At 35.2% G+C, this 26,730-nt stretch carries 19 protein-coding genes and 7 pseudogenes; 9 read left to right on the top strand and 17 right to left on the bottom strand.

Annotated elements, in window-relative coordinates; all coding sequences use genetic code 11:
• Positions 1-16 precede the first annotated feature (16 nt).
• The 5 genes and pseudogenes from P5P87_RS17320 to P5P87_RS17300 form a co-directional block, all read right to left on the bottom strand.
• Positions 17-247 carry a ferredoxin gene (locus tag P5P87_RS17320; RefSeq protein ID WP_278020076.1) on the bottom strand — a complete coding sequence of 77 codons (231 nt, stop codon included), beginning with the start codon at positions 245-247 and terminating at the stop codon, positions 17-19.
• Entirely contained in the window at positions 247-1,488 is a 1,242-nt protein-coding gene (locus P5P87_RS17315) for a peptidase U32 family protein (RefSeq protein ID WP_278020075.1), read from the bottom strand. Before P5P87_RS17315 ends, P5P87_RS17320 begins: the two co-directional genes overlap by 1 nt.
• Positions 1,489-1,672: 184 nt before the next feature.
• Positions 1,673-3,031 carry an oxygen-dependent tRNA uridine(34) hydroxylase TrhO gene (gene trhO, locus P5P87_RS17310; RefSeq protein ID WP_278020074.1) on the bottom strand — a complete coding sequence of 453 codons (1,359 nt, stop codon included), beginning with the start codon at positions 3,029-3,031 and terminating at the stop codon, positions 1,673-1,675.
• Between the two features lie 169 nt (positions 3,032-3,200).
• A complete protein-coding gene (locus P5P87_RS17305) occupies positions 3,201-4,868 on the bottom strand; it encodes a SulP family inorganic anion transporter (RefSeq protein ID WP_278020073.1) in 1,668 nt (555 codons plus the stop codon).
• A 63-nt stretch (positions 4,869-4,931) separates the two neighbouring features.
• Positions 4,932-5,662: pseudogene (locus P5P87_RS17300) on the bottom strand (PPK2 family polyphosphate kinase).
• Positions 5,663-6,194: 532 nt separating this feature from the next.
• Between P5P87_RS17300 and P5P87_RS17295 the strand changes: the two are divergent.
• From P5P87_RS17295 to P5P87_RS17270, 6 genes are all read left to right on the top strand, one after another.
• The gene (locus tag P5P87_RS17295) at positions 6,195-7,298 is read left to right on the top strand and encodes an efflux RND transporter periplasmic adaptor subunit (protein WP_278020072.1); all 1,104 of its coding nucleotides are present in this window, start codon (positions 6,195-6,197) and stop codon (positions 7,296-7,298) included.
• An 18-nt stretch (positions 7,299-7,316) separates the two neighbouring features.
• On the top strand, positions 7,317-9,446 hold the full coding sequence (locus tag P5P87_RS17290; protein WP_278020071.1) for an efflux RND transporter permease subunit: 2,130 nt from the start codon (positions 7,317-7,319) through the stop codon (positions 9,444-9,446).
• Positions 9,421-10,011, top strand: a complete 591-nt coding sequence (locus P5P87_RS17285; RefSeq protein WP_278022808.1) for an efflux RND transporter permease subunit — start codon at positions 9,421-9,423, stop codon at positions 10,009-10,011. The genes P5P87_RS17290 and P5P87_RS17285 overlap by 26 nt, the downstream gene beginning before the upstream one ends.
• Positions 9,974-10,492 (top strand): efflux RND transporter permease subunit, encoded by a 519-nt coding sequence (locus tag P5P87_RS17280; protein ID WP_278020070.1) that lies wholly within the window; start codon positions 9,974-9,976, stop codon positions 10,490-10,492. Before P5P87_RS17285 ends, P5P87_RS17280 begins: the two co-directional genes overlap by 38 nt.
• On the top strand, positions 10,485-11,159 hold the full coding sequence (locus tag P5P87_RS17275; RefSeq protein ID WP_278020069.1) for a TolC family protein: 675 nt from the start codon (positions 10,485-10,487) through the stop codon (positions 11,157-11,159). Before P5P87_RS17280 ends, P5P87_RS17275 begins: the two co-directional genes overlap by 8 nt.
• Positions 11,160-11,338: 179 nt before the next feature.
• A complete protein-coding gene (locus P5P87_RS17270) occupies positions 11,339-11,854 on the top strand; it encodes a TolC family protein (RefSeq protein WP_278020068.1) in 516 nt (171 codons plus the stop codon).
• Positions 11,855-12,014: 160 nt separating this feature from the next.
• On the opposite strand, the pseudogene P5P87_RS17265 reads toward P5P87_RS17270, so the two are convergent.
• The 6 genes and pseudogenes from P5P87_RS17265 to P5P87_RS17240 form a co-directional block, all read right to left on the bottom strand.
• Positions 12,015-12,426, bottom strand: a pseudogene (locus P5P87_RS17265) (BrxA/BrxB family bacilliredoxin).
• Positions 12,427-12,579: 153 nt separating this feature from the next.
• Positions 12,580-13,739 (bottom strand): annotated as a pseudogene (locus P5P87_RS17260) (lycopene cyclase family protein).
• Positions 13,740-13,757: 18 nt separating this feature from the next.
• On the bottom strand, positions 13,758-14,222 hold the full coding sequence (locus P5P87_RS17255) for a thioredoxin family protein (protein ID WP_278020067.1): 465 nt from the start codon (positions 14,220-14,222) through the stop codon (positions 13,758-13,760).
• A gap of 174 nt (positions 14,223-14,396) precedes the next feature.
• Positions 14,397-16,650: pseudogene (locus P5P87_RS17250) on the bottom strand (TonB-dependent receptor).
• Positions 16,651-16,835: 185 nt separating this feature from the next.
• A complete protein-coding gene (locus P5P87_RS17245) occupies positions 16,836-17,747 on the bottom strand; it encodes an NAD(P)/FAD-dependent oxidoreductase (RefSeq protein ID WP_278020066.1) in 912 nt (303 codons plus the stop codon).
• A gap of 10 nt (positions 17,748-17,757) precedes the next feature.
• The gene (locus tag P5P87_RS17240) at positions 17,758-18,111 is read right to left on the bottom strand and encodes a MerC domain-containing protein (RefSeq protein WP_198855138.1); all 354 of its coding nucleotides are present in this window, start codon (positions 18,109-18,111) and stop codon (positions 17,758-17,760) included.
• Positions 18,112-18,204: 93 nt separating this feature from the next.
• Between P5P87_RS17240 and P5P87_RS17235 the strand changes: the two are divergent.
• The 3 genes and pseudogenes from P5P87_RS17235 to P5P87_RS17225 all read left to right on the top strand — a co-directional run bounded on the left by P5P87_RS17235 (position 18,205) and on the right by P5P87_RS17225 (position 21,294).
• Positions 18,205-18,598: pseudogene (locus P5P87_RS17235) on the top strand (Fur family transcriptional regulator).
• 74 nt (positions 18,599-18,672) lie between these two features.
• A pseudogene (locus P5P87_RS17230) lies at positions 18,673-20,539 on the top strand (Nramp family divalent metal transporter).
• 101 nt (positions 20,540-20,640) lie between these two features.
• Positions 20,641-21,294: a metal-dependent transcriptional regulator gene (locus P5P87_RS17225; RefSeq protein WP_278020065.1), complete on the top strand. Its 654-nt coding sequence runs from the start codon at positions 20,641-20,643 to the stop codon at positions 21,292-21,294.
• A 50-nt stretch (positions 21,295-21,344) separates the two neighbouring features.
• On the opposite strand, the gene P5P87_RS17220 is transcribed toward P5P87_RS17225, so the two are convergent.
• The 6 genes and pseudogenes from P5P87_RS17220 to hemH all read right to left on the bottom strand — a co-directional run bounded on the left by P5P87_RS17220 (position 21,345) and on the right by hemH (position 26,513).
• A complete protein-coding gene (locus P5P87_RS17220; RefSeq protein WP_198855134.1) occupies positions 21,345-21,830 on the bottom strand; it encodes a DinB family protein in 486 nt (161 codons plus the stop codon).
• A 24-nt stretch (positions 21,831-21,854) separates the two neighbouring features.
• Positions 21,855-22,253 (bottom strand): hypothetical protein, encoded by a 399-nt coding sequence (locus tag P5P87_RS17215; RefSeq protein WP_278020064.1) that lies wholly within the window; start codon positions 22,251-22,253, stop codon positions 21,855-21,857.
• A gap of 215 nt (positions 22,254-22,468) precedes the next feature.
• A pseudogene (locus P5P87_RS17210) lies at positions 22,469-23,252 on the bottom strand (enoyl-CoA hydratase/isomerase family protein).
• An 11-nt stretch (positions 23,253-23,263) separates the two neighbouring features.
• A complete protein-coding gene (locus P5P87_RS17205; RefSeq protein WP_198855529.1) occupies positions 23,264-24,679 on the bottom strand; it encodes a sensor histidine kinase in 1,416 nt (471 codons plus the stop codon).
• A gap of 226 nt (positions 24,680-24,905) precedes the next feature.
• Positions 24,906-25,457: a CopD family protein gene (locus P5P87_RS17200; protein WP_278022807.1), complete on the bottom strand. Its 552-nt coding sequence runs from the start codon at positions 25,455-25,457 to the stop codon at positions 24,906-24,908.
• 36 nt (positions 25,458-25,493) lie between these two features.
• Positions 25,494-26,513 carry a ferrochelatase gene (hemH, locus tag P5P87_RS17195; protein ID WP_278020063.1) on the bottom strand — a complete coding sequence of 340 codons (1,020 nt, stop codon included), beginning with the start codon at positions 26,511-26,513 and terminating at the stop codon, positions 25,494-25,496.
• Between the last annotated feature and the right edge of the window lie 217 nt (positions 26,514-26,730).

Below are 26,730 nucleotides of genomic sequence, written 5' to 3'. Positions count from 1 at the left end.
AGCTAAAAAAAACTGCTTAAGTTTCCTTAACGGTAATAATCTTCACTGGACAAGCTTTTGCCGCCAATTCGCAGCTTTCCACAATCGCATGATTTGGAGATTTTAAAGTAAAAAATCCTTTTGCATTCTGCGAATGAAGCAATACCGATTTCCCATCTTTTTTAGACATTTGAAAATGAATTGGATCCATTTCAACGCAATAATTACAGCCAATGCATTTATCTCTTTGTAAAGTGATGATAACCATTATGCTTCAACAATTTTATACAGTTTGTCTGACATCCTAATTCTGAATGGCAATTTGAAAGTACAGTCATCTCCTTTTGTGGCTTTTTCTGTTGTAAGATCGTTCACAAACATTTCACCGATAATCATTTCTTGAGCTCCAGTACTTGGTCCTGTTATCAATATTTTATCTCCGACTTTAATATCGTAAGCTTCTATTGTGAACTGCCCAACTTCTGCTTTTGGGAAATAATGTGTTCCTTTCCCAACATAAACCTTTTTCTGAGTCGCTGCAGATCCAGGAATATCGCTCCACTCGCCTAATTCCTGACCTAGATAATAACCCGACCAGAATCCACGATTGTAAACTGTTTCTAAAGCTTTCATCCAAACTGCGGTTTTTTCTTTTGAAAAAGTTCGATCGTAATACGCATCAATTGCTTCACGGTAGGTTTTGGTTACCGTTGCCACATATTCTGGCGCACGGCCTCGTCCTTCGATTTTTAAAACTTTAATTCCAGAATCAATAACTTGATCTAAGAAATCCAATGTACATAAATCTTTTGGCGACATCATGTATTCGTTATCCAATTCGATTTCGAAACCTGTTTCCTGATCAATTACGGTATACTTTTTACGGCAATTCTGTTTGCATGCGCCACGATTTGCAGATGAATTATGCGAATGCAGACTCAAATAACATTTCCCTGAAACCGCCATACACAAAGCACCGTGACCAAAAATTTCGATTTCGACTAAATTTCCATTTGGTCCTTTTATCTGCTCTTTCTCAATTTGATCGGTAATATTTTTTACTTGACGTAAGCTTAATTCACGACTTAAAACCATTGTATCTGCAAATAAACTGTAGAATTTGATGGTTTCTATGTTGGTAACATTCAATTGGGTCGAAATATGAACTTCCATTCCAATTGATCTTGCCATTGCAATTACGGCTTGGTCTGATGCAATTACAGCTGTAATATTAGCTTCTTTGGACTTGTTCAATAATGTTTTTACAACTGACAAATCATGATCGTAAATAATCGTGTTTAAAGTCAAATAACTTCGAACTTTTTTTGCTTCACATCGATTGGCGATTTCTTTTAAATCGTCAATTGTAAAATTCACCGTTGAACGAGCACGCATATTAAGCTGTTCAACTCCAAAATATACTGAATCACAGCCATTATCTAAAGCAGCCTGAAGCGACTCAAAATCTCCAGCTGGAGACATGAGTTCAATTGTATTGTTAATTGTCATTTTCGATTTATTATTCAAATGACAAAATTAATGTGGGTATAGATTAGATTTCTATGATATATATCATAGTCTATATTTTAAAAATTATTCGCAAGATATTATTAAAAAAGCCCACGATTGAAACCATGGGCTTTGTTCTATATTATCAAAATTTAACGTAAATGCCGCAGCACTCCTATTAAATTCAATCTAAAATCTTGTATACTTTATCAGACAATCTAATTCTGAAAGGAACCTCAAAAGTAACCTTATCACCAACTTTAGCAGATTGAGTTTCTGCGCCGTTAACAATGATTTTGTCTAAAATCAATTCTTGATCTCCAGTTGTTGGACCAGAAATTAAGATTTTATCACCACTGTTTAATTCGTGATTTTCTACTGTAAATTGTCCAACTTGAGCTTTTACGTAATAGTGTTCTGCTTTTCCAAGAAGTACTTTCTTTACTTTTATTTTCTGACGGATATCTGCTGGCTTTTGAGCTGTTGCCAAAGCAGTTTCTGGCAATTCCCCTGAATGTTTGAATTTCAAGTTTTCAGATTTTCCTTTTCTGAATACTTTGTTTCCAACTTGTTTTCCAGTTCTTAAACGAACTTGATCAACTAAAGGCATGTGGATGATTTCTAAACATTCTGTAGAACAACAGTTTTCCATTGTTGCTTTACAATCATCACACTGAATAAACAATAAATGACAGCCGTCATTTTCGCAATTCGTGTGGTTATCACAAGGTTTTCCGCATTGGTGGCATTGTGAGATAATATCATCCGTAATTCTTTCGCCCAGACGATTATCAAATACGAAGTTTTTACCAATAAACTTACTTTCTAAACCTTCTTCTTTCAGTTGTTTAGCGTAATTAATAATTCCACCTTCTAATTGATACACGTTTTTGAAACCTTGGTGTTTGAAATAAGCACTTGCTTTTTCACAACGAATACCTCCAGTACAATACATTACCAGATTTTTATCGTCTTTGTGATCTTTAAGCTGTTCGTTGATAATTGGCAAACTTTCTCTAAATGTCTCAACATCTGGAGTAATCGCATTTTTAAAATGTCCAACTTCACTTTCGTAATGATTTCTAAAATCAACTACAATCGTGTTCGGATCATCTAAAATCTGATTGAATTCTTTGGCTTTCAAGTGAACGCCTATATTGGTTACATCAAAAGTATCATCGTTTAATCCATCGGCAACGATTTTGTGACGAACTTTGATTGTTAATTTTAAAAACGAATGGTCATCATGCTCTACAGCTTCATTCAAACGAATGCCTTTCATGAAATCATAAGCTTCAAGAGTTGTTCTAAAAGCTTCCAAATTTTCTTCAGGAATACTCATTTGAGCATTTATTCCTTCATTGGCAACATAAATTCGACCTAATGCATCTAGAGCATTCCAGGCTACGAACAAGTCATTACGAAATTTTTGTGGATCTTGAATTTTGGCATACGCATAGAAAGACAACGTTAGTCGTTGTTTACCCGCATCATCGATCATGACAGCTCTTTCTTCTGCGCTCAAAGTGTTATACAGTTGCATGCTATAAACAGTTTTAAGTTAAGAATATATGTTTTTTTAGATTTTTCTCTAAATCTGCGGCAAATTTAGGGTTTATTTTGAGATTAAAAATGATCTTCCCTTAATTATCTGATTTTTTTAACATCAAAAAAGGATTGTATTACTAGAGAACTTCACTTTTTACTTACTATTATCTTGTAAAGTATGCTTGCACTAAATCATCTACAGAAACAGAACGGCTAATATGCCCAAAGAGAATTTCAAGATTTTCTGCACGCAGGCTATCCCTGACATCTGAACGGGCTTCGGCTATTTTTAGAGTAATGTTCTTTGCCTGCAAATCAATAAATAAATTCTTTAAGAAACGTGCGCCAGCAATATCGATGCGAGGTGAAGAGTTGAGATCTAATATTACTGTTTTTAAAGAATCTTCTTCGCTGTAGATTTTTTCCAAAATCCGTTCTTTAATGTATTCAGCATTGAAATAAAAGATGGACGATTCTACTCTTACGATCAATATGTTTTCCATTATCTCATTGTCAGGATGTCTTTTCAAATCGGTGTAAATTCTCGTTCCTGGAATTCTTCCTAAAAAAGCTACATGAGGTTTTGAAGCCGCTTTTAATAAAAGCAACAAGGTTACGAGTGTTGCAAGCAAAACTCCCGCGAGAATTCCCCAGATTAATACTCCGGCAAGCGCAACCATAACTACAGCAAATTCTTGTTTGTTTATTTTATAAAGATGTCTCATTTCTTTCCAATCAAAAAGCCCTCTTATCGCTACTAGAACAATGGCGGCCAAAATTACGGTTGGCAGATTTTGAAGATATCCTGTTAAAAACAAGAGACAGCAAACAATTGCACTCGAAGCAAACAAAAGCGACAATGGCGTTTTCGCACCCGCAGCATCGTTTACAGCTGATTGCGACAAACCGCCCGCAACAGGATAACCGTGTCCGAATGAAACGGCAGCATTTGCAACTCCAAGTGCCAGAAGTTCCTGACGCGGATCGATAATATATCCGTTTTTTTGTGCTAAGGTGCGTCCAGCAGAAACACTTTCGATATAAGACAATAAAAAACAAGCCATTGCGAGTGGCAAAACTCCGTCAACATCTCGAATCCGAAGCGAAGGCAGATGAAATTCAGGAAGACCAGTCGGAATAATTCCAACTGTATTGAATTCGGCATATTGTAATGATGTAGCCGAAATAAGAATAATAGATAAAATGACAATTATTATTGCAACTGGAAACTGTGGCGCTATCTTTTCTCCTATAATTAATATCAGAATAGCAATTATTCCAAAAATAAAAACAGCTGTATTCATATCTGGAATTTGATGAAAAAGAATAACAATTCGTTCCAAGAAATTATCCCCGCCGCCTTTAACTCCAAATAATTTCGGCAATTGTGTCAAAGCGATAGTAATCGCCGCGCCTGCTTTGAATCCAACCAAAATGGTTTCACTAATAAAATTAATAATTCCACTTAACCTCAGCAAATAGGCAACAATGGCCATTCCAGCAAATACTAATGCCGTAAGTGATGCGATTTCAGACCAGCGTTCTACATCGCCATTTGCCATACTTGCAATAGTAGTTCCAACCAATAAAGAAATTGCAGAAGTTGGACCTATCGCAAGCTGTCTGCTGGATCCTAACAAAGCATAAAATATGCCGCCAATGAGGTATCCGTAAATTCCATATTGAGGAGGTAAACCTGCAAGAGTTGCATAGGCAAGAGAAACAGGAATTCCGTAAGCGGCAAGAGTTACTCCTGCAATGAAATCTCTTTTGAAATTCTGTTTTTCATAATTTTTAATCCAATCTAGTGAGGGTAAAAGCTTAGAAATCATATTAAAAAAGATTAAGATAGTACTAATTCACAATTATAAATGAATGTTTATAGTTGCAAAAGGTTACTCTTTCTCTTCTAATAATGCTTTCTTAACCTCATTGAGTTCTGCAATTTTCTCTGGACTTACTTTAGGATATTCCAGATCCATTTCGTCCAAAGCATGAATTATTGCCGAAGCAATTGCAATTCGGGCATAAGATTTATCATCGGCAGGAATTACATACCAAGGCGATTTTTTGGTCGATGTGTTTTTAATTAATTCCTCATACGCATGCATATAATCATCCCAATAGCCTCGCTCTTTGGCATCGGCTGCACTGAATTTCCAGTTTTTATCTGGATTATCAACTCTTTCAATAAATCTTCTTTTTGTTCTTCTTTAGAAACATTTAGAAAAAACTTAATGACAACGGTTCCGTTTCTACTCAGATATTTTTCAAAGTTTCGAATGTCTTCAAAACGATTATCCCAAATGTCTTTGGTAATCAATTTCTCAGGAAGTTTTTGCCCTCTCAATATTTGTTCATGAACACGAACCACCAAGACTTCTTCATAGTAAGAACGATTAAAGATTCCTATTCGGCCTCTTTCTGGAAGGTGTTTTTGACAACGCCATAAATAATCATGATCTAATTCTTCTGAACTGGGTCCTTTAAAAGAAGAAACCTGACAACCCTGCGGATTTATTCCTGACATTACATGCTTTATAGCACCATCTTTTCCAGCTGCATCCATAGCTTGAAAAATAATAAGAACCGACCATTTATCTTGCGCATACAAAATATCCTGCATGGCAGCTAGAGCCTTAACTCCCATTTTTAATGTTTTCCGAACCGAGATATTGTCATTTTCTATAGCATAAGAAGTTGGTTTACCTTTTAATGTGAAGTTCTTATCGTCTCCAACACAATATTGCTCAGAAAATTTTTTTGCCCGATGTAATAATTCCTTTTTAGTTAATTTTTTTAAATCATTATCATCTCTTTCCTCTTTTTTGTGTTTTTTCTTGTTATTTTTTGACATGATTACAAAAGTTTTGAATTATTATTACTTATCTACCAAATAAATTAATCTTACAAAAAATGCATTTTATCGGCATTAAATAGCAGTTCATCTCATTTACCACTATAACCTGATAGACAGACACATAAAGTTTTAACTAAAATTAACAAAATTCAGACAATATATATCCATCTATCTAAAAAAACGCTAACTTAGCTATTGCACTTTATTGGTTTTTAGTTAGTTGTATTTAATGAATTTTACCTAAAAGAATTTAACAATGAACAAAATCTATTCCTCCGCAGTCTTACTATGTCTTTTAATGATTTCTTGCAAAAAAGAAACACCTCCAGCACCCAAACCACTTGAAATTTCAGTCACAACGGTTTTACAGCAAGATGTAAAATTAGAATCTGAATACACGGGGCAGACTTTTGGTCAATCTGATATACAAATTAACCCGCGAGTTGATGGTATAATTGAAAGTATGAACTTCAAAGAAGGAAGTTTTGTCAAGAAAGGACAGGTTCTTTATACAATTGACCCTTTACCATATAGAGCGAAACTTAACGAAGCACAAGGAGTTGCCGCAGAATCGCAGGCACGATTATCTAAAACCAAATCAGATTTGGATATGATTACTCCTTTGGCAAAAATGAATGCTGTCAGCCAAAGAGAATTGGTTTCGGCAAAAGCGGCGTACAATGCTTCATTGGCACAGATTAAAGCATCAGACGCTTCGGTTCAAAATGCTAAAATCGAATTGGGTTATTGCCAAATTTTAGCACCAATTTCAGGATTAATTGGTTTGTCAAAAGTGAGAGTAGGTGATTATGTGCAACCTGGGCCTTTGTCAGTTCTAAATACAATATCTGATCTAGGAGATGTCAGAGTTCGATTTACAATAAGCGAACAGGAATTTTTGCGTCTTTTTAGAGAATTCAACAAACCAAATTCTCCTTTAAAAGGCTCTGGAGCAAGTGTTACCATCAAACTATCTGATGGTTCCACTTATCCGCATACAGGAAAAGTAAGTTTTGCCGACAGACAAATTGATCCTTCTACAGGAGCCATCACTTTTGAAGCCGCTTTTCCTAATCCAGATAAATTATTGCGTCCTGGCCAATATGTAAAACTTGCTTTGCTTACTGATATTCGCAAAGAAGCAATCGTAATTCCGCAACGCGCAGTCATTGAAGTCCAAGGAATCTATCAAGTCTATGTCGTAGGCAATGACAACAAAGTGCAAATGCAAATTGTAAAACCAGGCCCTACCGTTAAAAACGGTTATATTATTGAAGATGGATTAAAACCTGGCGACAAGATAGCCATGGGAGGTACTTCTTTATTGAAGAATGGAAGTGTCATTACCCCGAAAATCGTTCAATGGCAATTGGGCGATCCAGAAACTGTAGCCGCAAAGTAATCTAAATCACATACTATTATGGGAGAATTTTTCGTCCGAAGACCAATTGTTGCCATTGTTATTAGTATTATTATTGTGATACTTGGATTACTGGCATTACAAAAAACACCTATTTCGCAATATCCGGATATTAATCCGCCAGTTGTAAAAATTACCACTTCTTTTACTGGAGCAAATGCGCTGAATGTTGAACAAGCAGTTGCAACTCCAATTGAGCAAAAGGTAAACGGTGTTGAAAACATGTTGTACATGAAATCGATCAATACTTCGGATGGTGCTTGTACTATCGAGGTAACTTTTGACGTAGGAACCAATCTGGACAACGCTAATATGCTTACGCAAAACAGACAAAACCAGTCTGCTCCCTTTATGCCATCAAGTGTAAAACAACAGGGTGTTGTGGTAAAAAAATCGCTTTCGTTTCCGATGATGTTATTTACCATTACATCTACCAATCCAAAATATGATGCTAAATTTTTAAATAACTACGCAAGTATCAATGTTGTTGACCAGCTGGCTCGTATCAAAGGTGTTGGAGAGGTTGCTCTTTTTGGAGGTAGTGATTACTCAATGCGTATTTGGCTAAAAGCTGACATGATGAGTAAACTCGGCGTAACAGTTGAAGATGTAAAAAATGCACTAAACGCACAAAACATGATCAGTCCGGGAGGAAAATTTGGAGCTGAACCAGCGCCTCCTAATACTGAATTTACATATGGCGTAACACTTCAAGACCGCTTGGTAACCGAAAAAGAATTTGGAAACATCGTAGTTCGAAGCAAAGAAGATGGAGCACAGGTTTTACTTGCCGATATTGCCCGAATCGAATTAGGAACCGAAAATTACAGCTCAACAGCCAGAAGAAACAGTTCTCCAAGTGCTGTTATTGCTATGTACCAAATGCCAGGAAGTAATGCTCTCGAGGTGGCAGAAATTGCAAAAGCCACCATGAAACAATTGTCTGAAAGATTTCCGCAAGACATCGAATACCAAGAATCTTTAGATACAACACTTGCTATCACTGCAGGGGTTGATGATATTGTTCACACTCTTTTTGAGGCTATTATATTGGTTATTATAGTAGTATTTATATTCCTGCAAAACTGGCGCGCTACTTTAATTCCGTTAATTACAGTTCCCGTTTCGCTTATTGGTACCATTGCCGTTTTCCCAATGTTAGGATTTTCGATCAATACCCTTTCGCTTTTAGGATTAGTACTCGCAATTGGTATCGTTGTCGATGATGCAATTGTGGTTGTAGAGGCCGTAATACATCATATCGAGCATGGAAAAACTCCTAAAGAGGCCACAGTTCAAGCAATGAAAGAGGTTTCGGGACCAGTAATAGCGATTGCATTAATTCTATGTGCCGTTTTTATTCCAGTAGCTATGACTCCAGGAATTACAGGACGTTTTTATCAGCAATTTGCCATAACCATTGCCGTCTCGGTCGCCTTTTCGGCATTTAGCGCTTTGTCTTTAAGTCCCGCGCTTTGTGCCATGCTATTAAAACCTACAAAACCTATTGATCAGCAAAAAGGATGGCTTGCTAAATTCTTTACTTGGTTTAATAAGGTTTTCGAAAATGTTACAGGAAAATATATTGGTGGAGCAACATTTTTCGCCAAAAAAGCAATGCGTATTGTTGTTTTACTAGCTGTTATTCTTGTTTCAATTGTGCTTTTAGGCAAAAAGATTCCAGTAGGATTCATTCCTGAGGAAGATCAGGGTTATGTTTTAGTAAATATTGCTCTGCCTCCTGCATCATCATTACAGCGTACTGATGAAATATCGAAAAAGGTAGATAGTTTCCTTAAGGAAGAAAAATCTATTTTATCCTATACCACGATAAACGGATTTAGTATGCTTACAAACTCTTATCAGCCAAATAACGCTTTTATATTTATTTCCCTAAAACCTTGGGAAGATAGAGCAGAAACGGCTAAACAGTTTGTAGACCGATTCAATAAAAAACTAGCCACTCAAATTACAACTGCGACTTGTTTTTCATTTGGTCCACCCGCAATTCAGGGTCTTGGTGCTTCAGCCGGATTTAGTTTGATGCTCGCAAGACCGAGGAGGAAATACGCCTCAATACTTAGCAGAACAAACACAAAAATTTATTGCTGCTGCGCAACAGCGTCCTGAGATTAAACGAATTTACACCACTTTTAATGCTGGTACACCACAAATTAAATTGGATATCGACAATGATAAAGCCATGAAATTAGGAATACCTGTTTCTAAAGTTACCGAAGCGCTCGGTGCCTTTTTGGGAGGAAGTTATGTGAATGATTTTAACCGATTTGGTCGTCAATATAAAGTTTATGTACAGGGAGAAGCTGTTAATCGTGTAAAACCAGAAGACCTAAACCTGATTTATGTAAAAAATAATAAAGGAGATATGCTTCCGGTTTCGACATTGGTTACGGCGACAAAAGTATCTGGTCCCGATTTTACGAATCGTTTAAACTTGTTCCGATCTGCAGAAATTGGAGGTAGTCCGAATGATGGTTATAGTAGCTCGCAGGCTCTGACCGCATTAGAAGAAGTCGCCAAAGAGACCTTACCTGCAGACATGAGTTTCGATTACATCAATTTATCGTATCAAGAAAAGCATTCGCCAGGTGGATCTTCTGTATTTATTATGGCATTGGTTTTTGTATTCTTAATCCTTGCCGCACAATACGAAAGCTGGAAGCTCGCCATTTAGTGTACTTCTTGGAGCGCCTTTTGCAGTATTTGGAGCCTTTTTAGGACTTCTTTTGGCAAGATTTGGGAGTGATGCTTATGTCAACAACGTTTTTGCCCAAATCGGACTCGTTTTACTTATCGGATTAGTGGCAAAAAATGCCATTCTTATTGTTGAGTTTGCCAAAGAAGAATACGAAAGAGGAAAACCGCTTTACGAATCGGCAATGTATGCGGCAAGACTTCGTTTTCGCCCGATTCTGATGACTGCTTTTGCCTTTATTCTTGGAGTTGTGCCGTTATTAACCGCTACAGGTGCAGGTTCTCAAGCTCGTATTGTAATGGGAATGGCCGTATTTAGCGGAATGTTGATTGCCACCGTTTTAGGGGTCTTAATTGTACCAGGTCTATTTGTTATGATTGAAAGAATTGGACATAAGAAAGAGGAAACAATCGTAGAAGGAGAAAACAATGTAGAATCAAATACTACAGACCATGAGTAAGAAATATAAAATAATCGTTATTGTATTGGTTGTTTCCTTACTTCCAGTGGGATGTATGGTCGGACCAAAATATAAAAAACCTGAGCAGTTAAAATCAGATTCTTATAAAAACGAAAGAAATTTAGACAGTCTCGCTTCGGTAACCAACTTAAAATGGTTTGATTTGTTTAATGATGATGTTTTAAAAGGTCTTATTCAAAAAGGTCTTGAGAATAATTACGATTTAAAAATTGCAGTTTCAAGAATTGAACAGTTTCGTGCTGAATTAGGTTATTCTAAAGCCGATTTATTTCCGGCTTTTCAATATGGAGCTACTATAAACAGTAACAAAAAATACATTACTCCATCGACCGCTGGTGCAAGCATGTCTTGGGAACTTGATTTCTGGGGAAAATTTCGTCATGAAAACAATGCGGTCAAAAATGAACTTCTTGCCACAGAAGAAGCGCGTAAAGTAGTATTGTCTGATATCGTTGCCAATATTGCAATAGCCTATTTTCAAATGCGAAATTTTGATGATCAGCTGGAAATAACCAAGCATACTCTTGAAACAAGAGAGAAGTACTATCAAATCATAAGTGAGAGATTTGAAAAAGGGTACATCTCAGAAGTGGACAAAGTACAGATTGAACAGCAAGTTGCCATTGCCGAAGCGAGCAATTCCTAACATCGAAAGACAAATAACCTATCAAGAAAATGCGATTGCGTTGCTTACAGGTCAGCTACCTACTGAAATTCCGAGAGGAAAAAGCAATACCGAATTACAGATAGTCAGCAAGATTCCATTATCAATTCCGTCTGCCTTATTAGAAAACAGACCCGATGTAAAAGCGGCCGAATTAAGATATGCAGCAGACAAACGAAAGAATTGGCGTAGCTCAGGCAATGCGTTTTCCATCTATCAATCTAGTCGCAATTGCCGGATTTGCCAGTGCCGATTTGAGTAACCTATTTTTAGGAAGCTCTTATATGCAAAATGCATCAGGCGGAATTGCAGGACCAATATTTGCATTCGGAAAAAACAAAAGAAGGGTTGAAATAAACAGACAACAAGCAGAACAGTTCAAATTTCTTTATCAACAAACCTATATTGGTGCTGTTTCTGAAGTAGAACAATCTATACAAAACGTTAGAACTTATCAAGAAGAATGGAAAGCCCGCAATAGACAAGTTCAAGCGGCTTTAATAAACTTTAAACTATCTCACGAAAGATATGACAGCGGTTACGTTTCTTACTTAGAAGTTTTAGATGTAGAAACCAACCTTTTCAATGCACAATTAAGTCTAGCACAATTATCTGAAAGACAATTAAGTTCAATGGTTGAATTGTACAAAGCACTTGGTGGAGGATGGAATCTCTAAGATTCTGAGATTCTAAGTTGCTAAGGTTCTAAGTTTTTTGAACCGAAACGCATAAAAAACAAAAAAGCACTATTTTCATAGTGCTTTTTGTTTTTAAATCATTGTCACTTCAATCCTAAACTTAGTATCTCAGAATCTTAGCAACTTAGTATCTTAAAAATTAACAGAACTCGTTAAATGCATCCTGTAAATTCTCAGCAATTAATTCAGCTGGACGTCCTTCAATGTGGTGACGCTCTAACATGTGAACCAATTCTCCGTTTTTAAACAAAGCCATAGATGGCGAAGATGGAGGGAATGGGAACATGTGTTGTCTTGCGAGCATCAACAGCTTCTTTGTCTACACCTGCAAAAACAGTAATTAAATGATCTGGTTTTTTAGCATTATCCAAACTCATTTTTGCTCCCGGACGTGCATTTCTTGCAGCGCACCCGCAAACAGAGTTTACAACTACTAAAGTGGTACCTTCAGCTTTGATAGCATTCTCAACAGCTTCAGCACTATGTAAATCTTGAAAACCTGCAGCTGTTAATTCAGCTTCCATTGGTTTTACCATGTCTAGTGGATACATATTTTTTGTCTTTTAAATTGTACTTTTTGAACTGCAAAGTTACAAAGTTTACTCGCAACTAGTTAATTTGAAGTATAAAGTTTTGTTATAGTTCAATCGATTTACTTGAAAGTTGAAAAAGCATAAAGTTGAAAGCCTAAATTCTGTCTGTTTTTATTTAAAAACAACTTTAAATAAAGCCTTTATAAATGGCACTTTCGGGCATTTTAGGATCACTTGAAGATCTTCAAAAAGATTTGTTTCTTCATCTAAAAACTTAAAAATGAGTTCGGGATTTCCTTTTCTAAACAATGATGAAAAAATAGAACTTCCCAATTCGTTATGTCGATAAAGAATATTTAAAAGCAATAAATCGTAAAACCAAAACTTAGACTTTCCTTGAAAGTTCTTCATTTTAAAATCGTTGCTTTGAATAAACTCCACCAAATCCGAAGATTTTTTATCTGAGTTTTTAAAAGTATAACCTGTACTAGCTTTTGTCCAGCCGCCCGCAGTTCCAATATTAAGTACTCTTTTAGTATTTTTTTCCAAAACGGATAACACGTCATCGGAATACTTCCGTGCTCTTTTTCTGTAATTTCATATTGATACGCTCCAAGCTTTTGCAAGTAGATTTTAATCTCATTTTCGTACTCCTCTTTGGCAAGCAAGTTTTCAGAAAACAAAGTATACTCAACCAAAGCTTCGGTTTTTGAAGTTGGCAGAACATACATAAATCGCGTATTCCCTTTCTGTTCTACCGAAAAATCCATAAAAGTGACTTCTTCTGGATTGAAAACTTCTTCTTTTGATTTCACAAACCAACCCACAAAATGCTGTTGCAAAACAGGATATTTGTTTTGCCTTTCGGCGAAAGCCTTAGTATAAATGCTATTTAAAAGATAATTACCTGTGTATCGGTTTTCTTCAGTACCAACAAAAACATGCGTTTCGAGTTCATTAATGTCAGTTACCTTTTCGTTTAAAAAAGTAATATTTGAATATTGGGAAAGTGCCGTAAAAACAAAATTATAAAAATCAATTGCTTTAATTTGATTGTATTGATAAGGCTTTAGAGCCAAATGGCGATTAAAATCTTGATTAGCAAAAAGAGCTGAATTCCATTTTTTTGAAATAATCGGATTCCAAATAGAAGCTTCTTTTTCCCAAAAACACCAAGTTCTGTCATTGATTTTCTTTGAATCCTGATCAAGAAGTAAAATCGATTTATCGGAGAACTTTCCAGACAAAATCATTTTGTAAACAGTCATCAAAGATGCGAGTCCTGTTCCTGTAAAGATGTAGTCGAAATGTCGGATTTGCGAAGAATTCATTCTCAAAAATAAGAAAATTTACTTTTCCAGATTTTCTAATAACAGTTTAAAATCTTTTAATGCTAAATAATTGTTGTACTGAAAGACAATCTCATTCTTGTCATTCAGAACACATAAAATGGGATATGACATTTGATTGTTTATTATCCCCAATTCTAAGGCCAGTTCATGAACGCCAACATTATTTCCTGAAGGCTGATATTTGAAAATATGGTTAGCAAACGTAATATTTCGTTTTTCTTCAGCATTGAAATCAATGAAATAGAAATCTGAGTTTAGTTTTTCTATAATTTCTTGATCTTTAAAAGCTGTAGCCTTCATTCGCTGGCAAAACTGACACCAATCGGTATGAATGAAAACAATGATTTTTCGTTTTTGAATTTGTTGCAAGCTATCTATTTCTTCAAAAGTTCTGCTTTTTAATTGGCAAAATCCTGTTGAAGTTATTCCGAAAAGAATTATGAAGAAAAATAGCTTTTTCATTTTTTTGTTTTTTAGCCACAGATTAGAAGGATTAAACGGATTTTACTTTTTCATGCTAAGCGAAGTCAAAGGACGCGCCAATTGGAAAAGGGCTTCGACTTCGCTCAGCCTGACAAATGCAATCAAAATAAGTAAAAAATCCTTTTAATCTGTGAAATCTGTGGCTATAAAAAATCATCTAAAAGTATATCTCAATCCTAAAAATCCGCGAATTGTTTGGTTCTGCCCATAAACATAAGTCGTGTCAAATGTCAAACCATACGGATTATCTGGCGTAACTAGAACTTTTCCTGTAGAATCGTATTGCACATTTTTATCAAAAGGATCATTTGTTCTCGAAATCAAAAACGGATTATTTTGTTTTGGAGTAAAGTTAAGCAGGTTTTTGATTCCTCCATAAACTTCAAAATCTTTCAAACCCGAATAGGTAAACTGAATATTCTGAATACTATACCAAGGTGATTTCGGACTTCTTGGATCGGTTTCACTCAACAACGGCAATTTCATCGGACTGTAAACATTTCCAGTATAATCCATCGACAAGTTCCAAGGCTGAATTTTATACGAAATACTCCAAGTTCCTGTAAAATTCTCCGTCAAATACGGTCTTTCTGAAATTCCGTTCTCGACATTTTTATTATCTAAAACCGTTGCTCCGACAATAAATTTTAACCCCGACGGAAGGTTAAGATCCACATTTGTACTAATTCCTTGGCTTATCGCATAACCGTCAATATTGTCGTAAATAATCTCATTTGGATTTGTTTCATAATCTGATATAATCTTATTGCTAAATCTCGTGTAAAAAGCAGTCGTCTCAATCCCCATAAACGTTCCATTCCCAAAATTGATTTTCTGAATGTAATTTAAATTCACATTTACAGATTTTTCTGGTTTCAAATCATTTTTAATAATAACATCTCTAGAACCTGTTAAAGCGAGCATGATCTTCGGTAAACAAATTCACAACACGAAACCCAGTTCCTGCATTTAATCTAAAAATGGTGTTTTCGTTTGCCTTAAATCTGTAAGCAAATCTTGGTGTAAGAATAGATCCGTGAATTGAGTTGTAATCGTAACGCATTCCTAGCAAAACCTGACTTTTTGGAGAAAAGGTAATTTCGTCTTGAACAAAAATTCCAGGAAGCCAACTGTTTTCTGGATCTTTTGTTGCTGGTGTATTATCATCATAATAGGTGTATCGACTTGCAATTCCTGCTAATAAATCATTTCTTCCAATTTTTTTATCCCAAGTCAATTGCAAAAATCCAATTTTCTGATTGGCGATATAAGAAGTTGTTCCGTAGCGGCTATCCTGATAATGCACATTTCCTGAGAACGAAAGCATTAGTTTTTCTTCAAATGGCAATTGGTAACTTCCAATTAATTCGGCTCTTTTAGTATAAATGCTTTCGCCATAGATTTCATCACCACCTCGATATTTCTTTTCCCAACGAATGTCTCCGCCCCAACGATCTTCATACATTCCGCGCGCTGCAATCGTAAAAAGGCGATTGTAATTTCGCTTAAAACTCCATTTATTAAAAACCGAGATACGTTCAGAAAGCGTTACATCGGTAAAATTGTCTTTGTCTTTATCAATAACCTGATCGTAATTGAAGTAATTTAATCCAATAAGAGAAGTCGCTTTTTTACCGACATTAAATTTCGTTCCCAAATCGAGATTGCTTTCAAAATAAGAAGTTGTAAAATAATCGGCTGAAAAAGTCGGTGCTGTCGTTGGATTTTTTGTAATAATATTAATCAGACCTCCAACGGCTTCACTTCCGTAAAGCGACGACGCTGGACCTTTTACAATTTCAATTCGTTCGACTAAAGAATTCGGAATTCCCGACAAACCATAAACCGTCGAAAGGCTACTCACTATTGGCATTCCGTCAATCATTACTAAAGTGTATGGGCCTTCCAATCCGTTTATGTGAATATCTCCCGTATTGCAAACACCACAATTTAACTGCGGACGAACGCCATTTATGTTTTGAAGCGCATCGTAAATACTTGGCGTTGGGTTTTTCTTGAAGAATGTTGGTGAATAAACCTCAACCGGAACGGCGCTTTCCAATCGTTTTACAGGTTTTAAAGTTCCAGAAACGACAACTTCGTTCAATTCATTTTGATCTTCTTCTAATTCAAAATCTAAATTCAAACTTTCATTTTCTAAAACTAAAATCTTTTGGGTTATCGGTTTAAATCCTGCAGAGGTTACATGTATTTTATAAGTTCCTTTTGGAATATCTTGAAGATGATAAATTCCTAAAGAATCTGTTTGAGCTTTAAAGTTTGTATTTAACAAACTAACTTTAATTTCTTGACTAACAGGAATTGATGTTGCTATTTTTCCTGATATATTTTGGGAATAAAGGCTTTTAGCTGAAATTATTAATATTGTCAAAAATAAATATTTCATTATTATAAAATTAAATTTAGACAAAACTAAAAATTAAATTTGACAAATATTTATTCTTAAAACAAAAAATTTCAAACTGATTGAATTCAAGATGTTATATTTTTTTAAACCATATAAGTTATATAAGCTAATTTAAGTTAGTGCTAAAATGAACTTATATAACTTATGTGGTTTAACATTCTTTTCTATTGACTAAAATCTTCGTCAATAAGTTCTTTATTAATCACCGCTCCAGCAAAAGAGCCCGTAGAAACCGCAATTGCTACAGATCGCATTTGCGTTGTGCAATCGCCACTTGCAAAAACGCCAGAAATATTAGTTTTCTGCATGGCATCTACTTTCAGTAATCCTTGTTCGTCGCTATCACATCCTAAAGTTTCGGGGATAGGACAATGCTGTTCAAATGGCGGTCTCGCATAAATAGCTTTTACCTCAACTTTTTCTCCATTTTTGAAAATGATGTTTGAAACATAGCCATCATTATGTTCTAAAGAATCTATTTCTTCTTCTAAAATTAGAACACCATGATTTTTAAGAGTTTTTGTTTGTTCTGCAGTCAGTTCTGATTTTCCATTAGTACACAAGCGAAGGTCTTTTGTCCAGTTTGAAATCAGTTTGGCATATTCGTACCCCATTTCTCCATTGGCAATAATGGCCGTTTTTTCATTTTTAACTTCATAACCATGACAATATGGACAATGCAAAACCGAAATTCCCCAGCATGGAGCAAAACCTTCAATTTCTGGAAGTAAATCTCTAACTCCAGTTGCAAACAATATTTTTCTCGAAGTAAAAATATTGCCAGATTCGGTCGTGATTTCGAAACCGTTTTCTGTTTTAATAACTTGTACAGCCAATCCATTATAAAATTGAACGGTTTTATAAATGTCAACTTGCAGTTTGGCTTTCGCCGAAATAACTGCTGGTTTCTCACCGTCTTGTGTAATAAAATTATGAGAATGCGGTGTTTGTCTGTTGCAAGGCAAACCGCTATCAATAACCAAAACCTGACGCAAAGAACGCCCTAAACTCATTGCCGCAGACAATCCGCTATAACTGCCGCCAACAATAATCACTTCAAAATGCTTCTGTTCCATATTTCTATTTTTAATGATTTTGTTTTTTATGTAATTTATAATTGATTAAGTGCCCGATGATCATTCCAATTCCGCCAAAATAGATCAAATCAAGATGAATTTCGAAAAAGAGTTCTGTCAAAATACTAATCCAAATTAGGGCCATTGAAACAACTAAAATGGACGATACCAAAAGAGCTGATTTTTTTATAATTTTGAGAATTGCAAATAAACCTATCGAAGCAAATAGTAAATCTATAATTGGGTTGTGACTCAAACCTAAAGGAAGAATCGTTAAAAGAGGAAAAATCAAGCAATGAACCAAACAAATGGTTGCGCTCGAAATTCCTAAAATATCGTAAAAGGATGTGCTTATTTTCTTCATTATGTGTACTTTTGCTTAATGCAATTTTGTTGCAAATATATACAATTTTATTAATTGCAACCAAGTTGCATTTAATTTTTAATTCCGTAAAAAATGAAAACTACACGTAATACCGCAGACAAAGACAGCCGTTTTAGAAGTTTTTGAGAAATCTAAGACCGCTCTTTCGCATACCGAAATTCAAAAACAATTAAATGATTTATGCGATCGCGTAACCATTTACAGAATTCTAGATCGATTAGTTAATGAAGATGTTATTCATAAAATTTCGAATCTAGACGGAACCGTAAAATATGCCAAATGCAATCATTCGCATCAGCGCGTACATATTCATAACCATGCTCATTTTAGCTGTGAGAATTGTCATGAGATAACTTGTCTTGAAAGTGTAAAACCGAGTTATATTATGCCACACAATTATAAAGTTAACGAAATCAATTTTACGTTATCTGGATTATGCCCGAATTGTTTAAATTCTAACATTTAACTTTTAGACTTGTCTAAAAATATTGTTTCGCGAATATAATTTTTCTCTATATTTGTGAAAACAATACTTTTACAATGACTAAATCTTTAGAAGAAGTCCATGAATCGGTTTCTACCGAAAACAAAAAAAAGGTTTTAGAAAAATTTTAGCCTTCTTAGGCCCTGCATATTTAGTAAGCGTTGGTTATATGGATCCGGAAACTGGGCGACAGATATTGCCGGCGGAAGCCAATTTGGCTACACTTTAGTTTGGGTTTTATTAATGAGCAACTTAATGGCTTTGCTCTTGCAGAGTTTGAGCGCCCGTCTCGGAATTGTAACTCAGCGCGACCTTGCGCAAGCCTCTCGAGAAACCTATTCCAAATACATTAATTACATTTTATATTTTCTTGCTGAAATTGCAATTGCAGCCTGTGATCTTGCCGAAGTTCTTGGAATGGCTATAGGAATTAATCTTCTTTTCGGAATTCCGTTACTCGAAGCTGTTCTCATTACCGTTTTAGACACCTTTTTATTGCTTTTTCTAATCAATAAAGGAATTCGCAAGATGGAAGCATTCATTATTGCTTTAGTGGCGATTATTGGCTTCTCTTTCATTTTTGAAATGATTTTTGCAGAACCTGAAGTTCATAAGATTTTCGAAGGACTTATTCCTTCAATTCCAAACTCTGCGGCTTTATATATTGCGATCGGAATTATCGGAGCAACTGTAATGCCTCACAACTTGTACTTGCATTCGTCCTTAGTACAAACAAGAAAATTTGACAGAACGCCAGCGGGAATCAAACAAGCTTTAAAATACAATTTAATCGATTCAACCATAGCTTTAAATCTTGCTTTCTTCGTAAATGTCGCCATTTTAATTCTTGCCGCAGCCACTTTCCATAAAAACGGAATGTTTGAAGTCGCAGAAATTCAAGACGCGCATCAATTTCTTGAACCGTTGTTAGGAACCAAATGGGCACCCGTTTTATTTGCTGTCGCCTTAATCGCTGCTGGACAAAGTTCGACGGTAACAGGAACATTAGCCGGTCAAATCGTAATGGAAGGTTATCTGCATTTTAGAATTCAACCTTGGGTTCGTAGAATCATAACGCGTTTAATTGCTATTATTCCTGCTGTAATCGTAATTTTAATTTATGGCGAAAGCGTCACGGGAAAGCTCTTAATTCTAAGTCAGGTGATTTTGAGTTTACAATTGGGATTTGCCATTATTCCGCTGATTCACTTTGTGAGCGATAAATCTAAAATGAATGGTTTTCATATTTCTAGAACCACTCAGGTTGTTTCTTGGATTATTGCTTCGATTATTGTTTCTCTGAATGCGAAATTGGTTTATGACGAAATCACTTCATGGTTAGCAAGCTCCGATCATCCAACAATTCTCTGGCTTACTGTTGTTCCTTTGGCTTTTGGATTCTCGGCGTTATTATTATATATCATTTTCAAACCATTTATTGCCAAATTCAAATCAAAAACAATAAACCATTCACCGCATAAGCTTAATCTTCATTTTTCGCCTAAACAAAGTCAGAGCATTCAAAATATTGCTATTTCAGTAGATTTCTCAAGTGCAGACGAAGTAGCTTTAAACAAAGCCTTTGAATTGGGTGGCATTGACACCGAATATACGCTCATTCACATTGTAGAAACCGTTGGTGCTTTAATGTATGGTGTTAATATTCACGATCATGAAACTACAATCGACGAAAAATTATTATTAAAATATAAAGAAATGCTTTCCGAAAAAGGGTTCAAAATTAAAACCGAACTTGGATTTGGAAAACCAAACAACGTAATTCCGAAAATTATAAACGAAGGAAGTTTCGATATTCTAGTCATGGGAACCCACGGCCACACTGGATTGAAAGATATTCTTTTCGGCACAACAGTAGATAAATTGAGACATAAAATTTCGATACCTTTGTTGATTGTTAAATAAAGTTTCTAAGATGATAAGCTACTAAGATTCTAAGCTTTTTATTAAAAAGCCCGAAAAAAACTTAGCACCTCAGCATCTTAGAAACTTAGAAGCTTAAAAAAATGACCTTTTCAGAAGAAAACTACTTAAAATCGATCTATCATCTGACTGCTGCTTCAGAAACAGAAGTTAGCACGAATGCTATTGCGGAAATTATGGAAACGAAAGCTTCCTCTGTAACCGATATGCTTAAAAAGCTAGCAGAGAAAGATTTGGTGAATTATAAAAAATACCAAGGTGTATCACTAACTGAAAATGGAAAGTTAGTCGCAAAAATGATTGTGAGAAAACACCGTCTTTGGGAAGTGTTTTTGGTTGAAAAATTAAACTTTAGCTGGGATGAAGTGCACGATATCGCAGAACAGCTCGAACACATCAAATCGGAACAATTGATTAACCGTTTGGATGATTTTCTTGGAAATCCAACCGAAGATCCGCACGGAGATCCTATTCCAGATGCAAATGGGCGAATCATTAAAATTGAAAAATACCTTTTATCAGAGCTTGAAGAAAATCAAACTGGAGTTTGTGTTGGCGTAAAAGATACTTCTTCGGAGTTTTTGAAATATCTGGACAAACAAGGAATTGCTTTGGGTTCAAAAATTGAATTGCTTTCTAAAGAATCCTTCGATCTATCAGTTAAAATTAAAGTGAATGGTACGGAATTATCTATTTCGAATAAAATTGCTTCTAATTTGTTTGTAAAGCTGGTTTAGAGGTTGTTTTGCAGAGCTATATGTAACGGTTCTTAGGGCCTTCACAAATATCAATATTTTTTATCCGTTTGAGAAACCCATTCTCCAGCTACATCTACGTTTTGTCTTAGCAATAAATTCAACTGGCCAACATGATGCTGAACATGTCTCATGTTGTATAAAATCATTTCAATTCTGTTAAAATCCTTATTCTTTGTAATGAATCTTTCTTTTGAAGTTTCTTCATTTAAGCCTTCAATTAAAAGAAAAACCTTTTTACGGGAATGCTCAAGATATTCTAGCAATTCTTCTTTTAGATAAATCCTTTCAGGCAAAATTATTTCTGGATCAAACTCAGATAAGGAAAATGGTTGTGGCGGAGAAAATTCGTCTGGTTTTACAGACGAATAATAATCAATCCAAAAAATGGTGTGATAAACAGAATACCAAAAATCTTTTTTATCCCAAAAATTATCAGGACAAACTAAAATTGAACTTTCCAGCATATCTATTACAGCTCCAAATTGTCGCCATAATATCCCCTTTAATTCTTCCATTATTTGAGTTTGAAAATTAGAGTTCTAAACAATTCCCTTTTCAATCATTTCCAACATAACCGGCGAAGCATTTTTAAAAGTTGGTGCTTGCTCGATAATACTTCCAGCATTTTTTTTATTTACTTTAAAAGTAACATCATCGTTAGTTGTAAATAAAAGTGCGGTTAAAAAAGGTTTTTTAATGTGAGTGCCTAAAATCAATAAGGCTTCATCCAATGTATGAATGCTTTCTACTTCTTCTGTTTTATATCTAAAAGTCAGCGAAATTGAGAATGTATTATCTTCATTGAGAACCAATCGGAAATATACATTTTTAAGTTCTGTATCGCCCATGGTTTTGGCCAAAGTCAGTTTTGCAAAAGTTCCGTTTTGGATGCTTTCTTTAACTCGTTCACAAAAAAGGGCAAATATTGGTTCGTACATTTTTTTTAAAGTTGCTAAGGTTCTGAGATTCTAAGGTTTTTACAATCTTTGTCTATTATTTTAACCGCAAAGGTCGCAAAGATTTACGCAAAGAACACAAGAATTGAGCAAAAAAATCAGCCACAGATTATAGAGATTAACACAGATTCCTGTAAATCCTTTTAATCCAAATAATCTGTGGCTAAAAATTAATATTTTTTACGGTTAAGAAAATTTTATTTTCCTGTAAATTCGGCTTTACGTTTTTCTAAAAATGCTGTTGTTCCTTCTTTAAAGTCAGCAGTTCCAAAGCATTTTCCGAATGATTTTATTTCAACATCAAAACCGTTTTTACCATCTGTAAAATTAGCATTGATTGCTTTTATAGCTTTCGCAATAGCGAAAGGCGCATTTTTAATGATTTTTTGAGCAATTACATTCGTAAAAGACAAAAGCTCAGCTTGAGAAACTACGTGATTTACTAAACCGTATTGTTTTCCTTCTTCTGCAGAAATCATTGCAGCGGTCATGATCATCTCCATCGCACGGCCTTTTCCAACCAATTGAGGCAAACGCTGTGTTCCTCCATAACCAGGAATTAATCCTAAAGTAACTTCTGGAAGTCCCATTTTTGCATTATCAGAAGCAATTCTAAAATGACATGCCATTGCCAATTCTAATCCGCCTCCTAATGCAAATCCGTTTATTGCTTGCAATAACAGGTTTTTTCAACCCTTCGATTAAATCAAAAAGAGATTCTTGACCTTCAGCGACCAATTGCGCGCCTTCAACAATAGTATAATTAGCAAATTCTGAAATATCAGCTCCAGCGACAAATGCTTTCTCACCGCTTCCCGTTAAAATAATAACGCGGATATCATCATTTTTACCCAATAATTTTATCGCTTTACTTAGATCACTAATTGTTGCTTTGTTCAAAGCATTCAATTTTGTTGGTCTGTTTATGGTAATTGTCGCGATATTTTCTTCAATAGAAATTAAAAGATTTTCGTAGTTCATGACGCTATATTTTATGAGTTCGTGATCGGGAGAGAAACTGTAAACGTAGTTCCTTTTCCATAAGTTGACTCAAAGGTAATTGTTCCTTTGTAATTTTCTATAATGTTTTTGATAATTCCGAGTCCAAGTCCCATACCGCTGGTTTTGGTAGTGAATTTTGGTTCGAAAATCCTTCCTATATCTTGTTTCTGAATTCCGATTCCGTTGTCTTTTACTGCAATCTCAACATTATTGCCACTTCTTTTTACAGATACTACAATTGATTTATGAAACTGGCTTTCGGGAATGGCCTGAGTTGCATTTTTTACCAAATTGGTAATTACACGGATCAATTGCGTACGATCCATTTTAGAAATGATTTCTTCTTCTTCTTTTTCGAAAGAAATATAATCTTCGTTGAAAATGTCCAAAGCCAGTTCGACAACTTCAACTACATTCAGCGTTTCATTTTGTTGCGCCGGCATTGAAGCAAAATTCGAAAACGCCGAGGCCACAGCTGTCATAGTATCAATCTGCTGAATCAAGGTTTCGGAGTAATCATTCATTTTCTGCTTCACATCAGGAGCAGTAGGATCAAATTTTCTTTGAAAACTCTGAACCGTCAAACGCATTGGCGTAAGCGGATTTTTAATTTCGTGTGCGACTTGTTTCGCCATTTCGCGCCAAGCTTCTTCACGTTCGCTTTGTGCCAATTTAATTGCACTCGTTTCCAGTTTGTCAACCATTCCATTATACGCTTTTATCAGGAAGTTAACTTCTTTACTGTTTGCTTCTAAAACAATTTTCTCGTTTTTCTGATCCAAATTGGTTTCTTCCAAACGATCTGAAATGGTTTTAAGTGATTTTGTAATATAAGTTGAAAGGAAATATGCTAACGCAAAAGCCACAATAAGCATAAAAGAATACACCTGACTTAAACGGATTAGAAAAGTATTCAATTCGTTATCGTAATATCCGTCGTCTTCTAAATATGGAAGATTCAAGATTCCGAGTGGTTTGAATTTTTCGTCTTTAATTAAACTGTATGACGATCGGTTTTTAACTCCATCAATCGTTTTTATGTCTACAAATCGCTTTTCGATAGAAGATCGAACTAATTTGAGAATGTATTCTGGAATTGGTGGCGGTGCTTTGTCAACCGCAAAAGACTCTTTTGAAGATTTTAAAAGTTTGCCGTCAAGACTATAAATGTTGATTTCGATTTTATGAATCTGTGCCAGCTCGTGGATTTTATCTTTAAAAATCAAATCCAGATTCTGAGTTTTTAGCGGATAAGTTGTAGTTGCCAGAACGTAATTGATATGTTCTTTTACCGCATTTTCTTTTCGTTCTAAACGTTCCTGATGATATTCTTTGGCCTCAGTTTTAAACTGAATAATCGAAATCGAAGCCAATAAAAAAGATGCTACAACAATCAATACAATCATCGACAGGAAAATCCTGGTACGAAGTGAAAGCATTGTCATTTTGAAGTTTAGCATATTTTTTTGTTTTTGCCACGAATTACACAAATTCGCACGAATTAAATTTTGATAATTTCAGCCACAGATTAAAAGGATTAAGATGATTTTTTAAAGAATCTATAAATCTAAATAATCCTTTTAATCTGTGGCTAAATAAAATTAGTGACAATTCGTGTAATTCGTGGCAAACTCATTTATTTTTTTCTCGAATGCGCTTATAAAAACGGAATCCCAACATAATTAAAACCGAGAATAATATAATTCCGATTACGCCGAAAATCCAGTTGATGGCACTTTTTAAAACTACTAAAAAGACAACAGCAAATAGAATAATGGTCGCGCCTTCATTCCACAAACGCATAAAATTATTGGAATATTTTACCTCATCTCTTTGTAATTGCTTAAAAATCTGATGACATTTTCCGTGATATAAATATAAAAGGAAAACGAAACATAATTTTACGTGCATCCACGGCATTTTGATCCAAACGCTTCCTGCATCTGTAAAAAACAGCATCCAAAAAGCAAAAATACTTGCCAAAACCGCCGATGGCCATGTAATAATATACCACAAACGGTAGGCCATTATTTTGTATTGCGCTTGCAAAATCTCTTTTTCTGGCGAAGGTTTTTCATTTGCCTCAATTTGATACACAAACAAACGCACAATATAAAACAAACCCGCAAACCAAGTGATCACAAATATAAGATGCAGTGATTTTAAGTAATTATAGTACTCCATCATAAAGTCTTTTTTCTTTACTCTTTCTTCTATTTTCTATTTTGCCCAATCATTAATCCAATTAGAAACAGTCTCACACCATTCATCATCATCATTCAAACAAGGAATTGCAAGGAACTCTTCTCCTCCATTTGCTTCAAAATCTTCTTTGGCGCGCATTGCGATTTCTTCTAAAGTTTCTAAACAATCCGTAACGAAAGCTGGAGTTACAACCGCAATTTTCTTGATTCCTCTTTTAGGCATATTGTCGATTTCAACATCTGTATATGGCTCAAGCCATTTGTCGCCCGCCAATCTCGATTGGAAAGTCACGCAATATTTGTCTTTTGGAATTCCCAATTGTTCAACTACCAAACGAGTAGTTTCGTAGCAATGTGTTCTATAGCAGAATTCAGCTTCTGGAGTTCCAACTTCGCAACACATTTCGTTGGTTACGAATTTTTTATGCGATTTTGTTTTATCGGTTTTACGAACATGTCGCTCTGGAATTCCGTGGTAAGAAAACACTAACTGATCGTAATCGAAATCACGCAGATGTTTTTTAATTGAATCAGCAACGTTTTTGATGTAATCTGGTTTATTGAAAAATGCAGGAACATCTGAGAATTTCATGTGAGGAAATTTCTTCTTGCGAATTTCTTCTGCCAAAACCAAAATCGTTAATGTAGAAGCCATCGCATATTGCGGATAAAGCGGGAAAAGTAAAACTTCTGTCACACCTTGATCGCTTAATTCCTGCAAACCTTTTTCGATTGTCATAGATCCGTAACGCATTGCAAGCGCAACTGGAACATTTGATAAAGGCTGTACTTTTTTGTGCATTCTTTCAGAAAGAACAATTAACGGCGAACCTTCTTTCCACCAGATTTTCGCGTACGCGTGAGCCGATTCTTCTGGTCTTTTTCTTAAAATAATACCGCGAACTAATAATGCTCTTAATAAATACGGAACGTCGATCACGTATTTATCCATTAAAAATTCATCTAAATAAGGTTTTACGTCTTTTGGAGTTGGACTGTCTGGTGATCCTAAGTTTATTAAAAGTGCGCCTTTCATTATGTGTTTTTTGCTTTAGGCTTTAAGCGCTAGGCTTTAAGCTTTTTATTTGTTTTTAAAAATTTCGGCAAAAGTAAACGCTGTACTTTATTCGAAATATGATAATTATTACTTTTTCTTTATTATTGAATATTCAAAATTGATTTAGCTAATTCGAGAAATTTATTCTCGCAGATCTTGCAGATTTTTTAATTCGTGCTAATTTAGTAGCGAAAAA

This window comes from Flavobacterium ginsengisoli (assembly GCF_029625315.1).
GTDB classification, from domain to species: Bacteria; Bacteroidota; Bacteroidia; order Flavobacteriales; family Flavobacteriaceae; genus Flavobacterium; species Flavobacterium ginsengisoli.
The sequence above is the reverse complement of the archived record's forward strand: the minus strand, read 5'-3'. Positions and strand labels throughout refer to the sequence as shown.

Coding starts and splice junctions, on each gene's coding strand:
- P5P87_RS17240 (WP_198855138.1), bottom strand. CDS start 18,111: ATGAAGAAAATAAGCACATCCTTTTACGATATTTTAGGAATTTCGAGC.
- hemH (WP_278020063.1), bottom strand. CDS start 26,513: ATGAAAGGCGCACTTTTAATAAACTTAGGATCACCAGACAGTCCAACT.
- P5P87_RS17270 (WP_278020068.1), top strand. CDS start 11,339: ATGCAGCAGACAAACGAAAGAATTGGCGTAGCTCAGGCAATGCGTTTT.
- P5P87_RS17200 (WP_278022807.1), bottom strand. CDS start 25,457: ATGGAGTACTATAATTACTTAAAATCACTGCATCTTATATTTGTGATC.
- P5P87_RS17255 (WP_278020067.1), bottom strand. CDS start 14,222: ATGAAAAAGCTATTTTTCTTCATAATTCTTTTCGGAATAACTTCAACA.
- P5P87_RS17245 (WP_278020066.1), bottom strand. CDS start 17,747: ATGGAACAGAAGCATTTTGAAGTGATTATTGTTGGCGGCAGTTATAGC.
- P5P87_RS17225 (WP_278020065.1), top strand. CDS start 20,641: ATGACCTTTTCAGAAGAAAACTACTTAAAATCGATCTATCATCTGACT.
- P5P87_RS17220 (WP_198855134.1), bottom strand. CDS start 21,830: ATGGAAGAATTAAAGGGGATATTATGGCGACAATTTGGAGCTGTAATA.
- P5P87_RS17320 (WP_278020076.1), bottom strand. CDS start 247: ATGGTTATCATCACTTTACAAAGAGATAAATGCATTGGCTGTAATTAT.
- P5P87_RS17295 (WP_278020072.1), top strand. CDS start 6,195: ATGATTTCTTGCAAAAAAGAAACACCTCCAGCACCCAAACCACTTGAA.
- P5P87_RS17275 (WP_278020069.1), top strand. CDS start 10,485: ATGAGTAAGAAATATAAAATAATCGTTATTGTATTGGTTGTTTCCTTA.
- P5P87_RS17315 (WP_278020075.1), bottom strand. CDS start 1,488: ATGACAATTAACAATACAATTGAACTCATGTCTCCAGCTGGAGATTTT.
- P5P87_RS17205 (WP_198855529.1), bottom strand. CDS start 24,679: ATGATTGTATTGATTGTTGTAGCATCTTTTTTATTGGCTTCGATTTCG.
- P5P87_RS17215 (WP_278020064.1), bottom strand. CDS start 22,253: ATGTACGAACCAATATTTGCCCTTTTTTGTGAACGAGTTAAAGAAAGC.
- trhO (WP_278020074.1), bottom strand. CDS start 3,031: ATGCAACTGTATAACACTTTGAGCGCAGAAGAAAGAGCTGTCATGATC.
- P5P87_RS17305 (WP_278020073.1), bottom strand. CDS start 4,868: ATGATTTCTAAGCTTTTACCCTCACTAGATTGGATTAAAAATTATGAA.
- P5P87_RS17290 (WP_278020071.1), top strand. CDS start 7,317: ATGGGAGAATTTTTCGTCCGAAGACCAATTGTTGCCATTGTTATTAGT.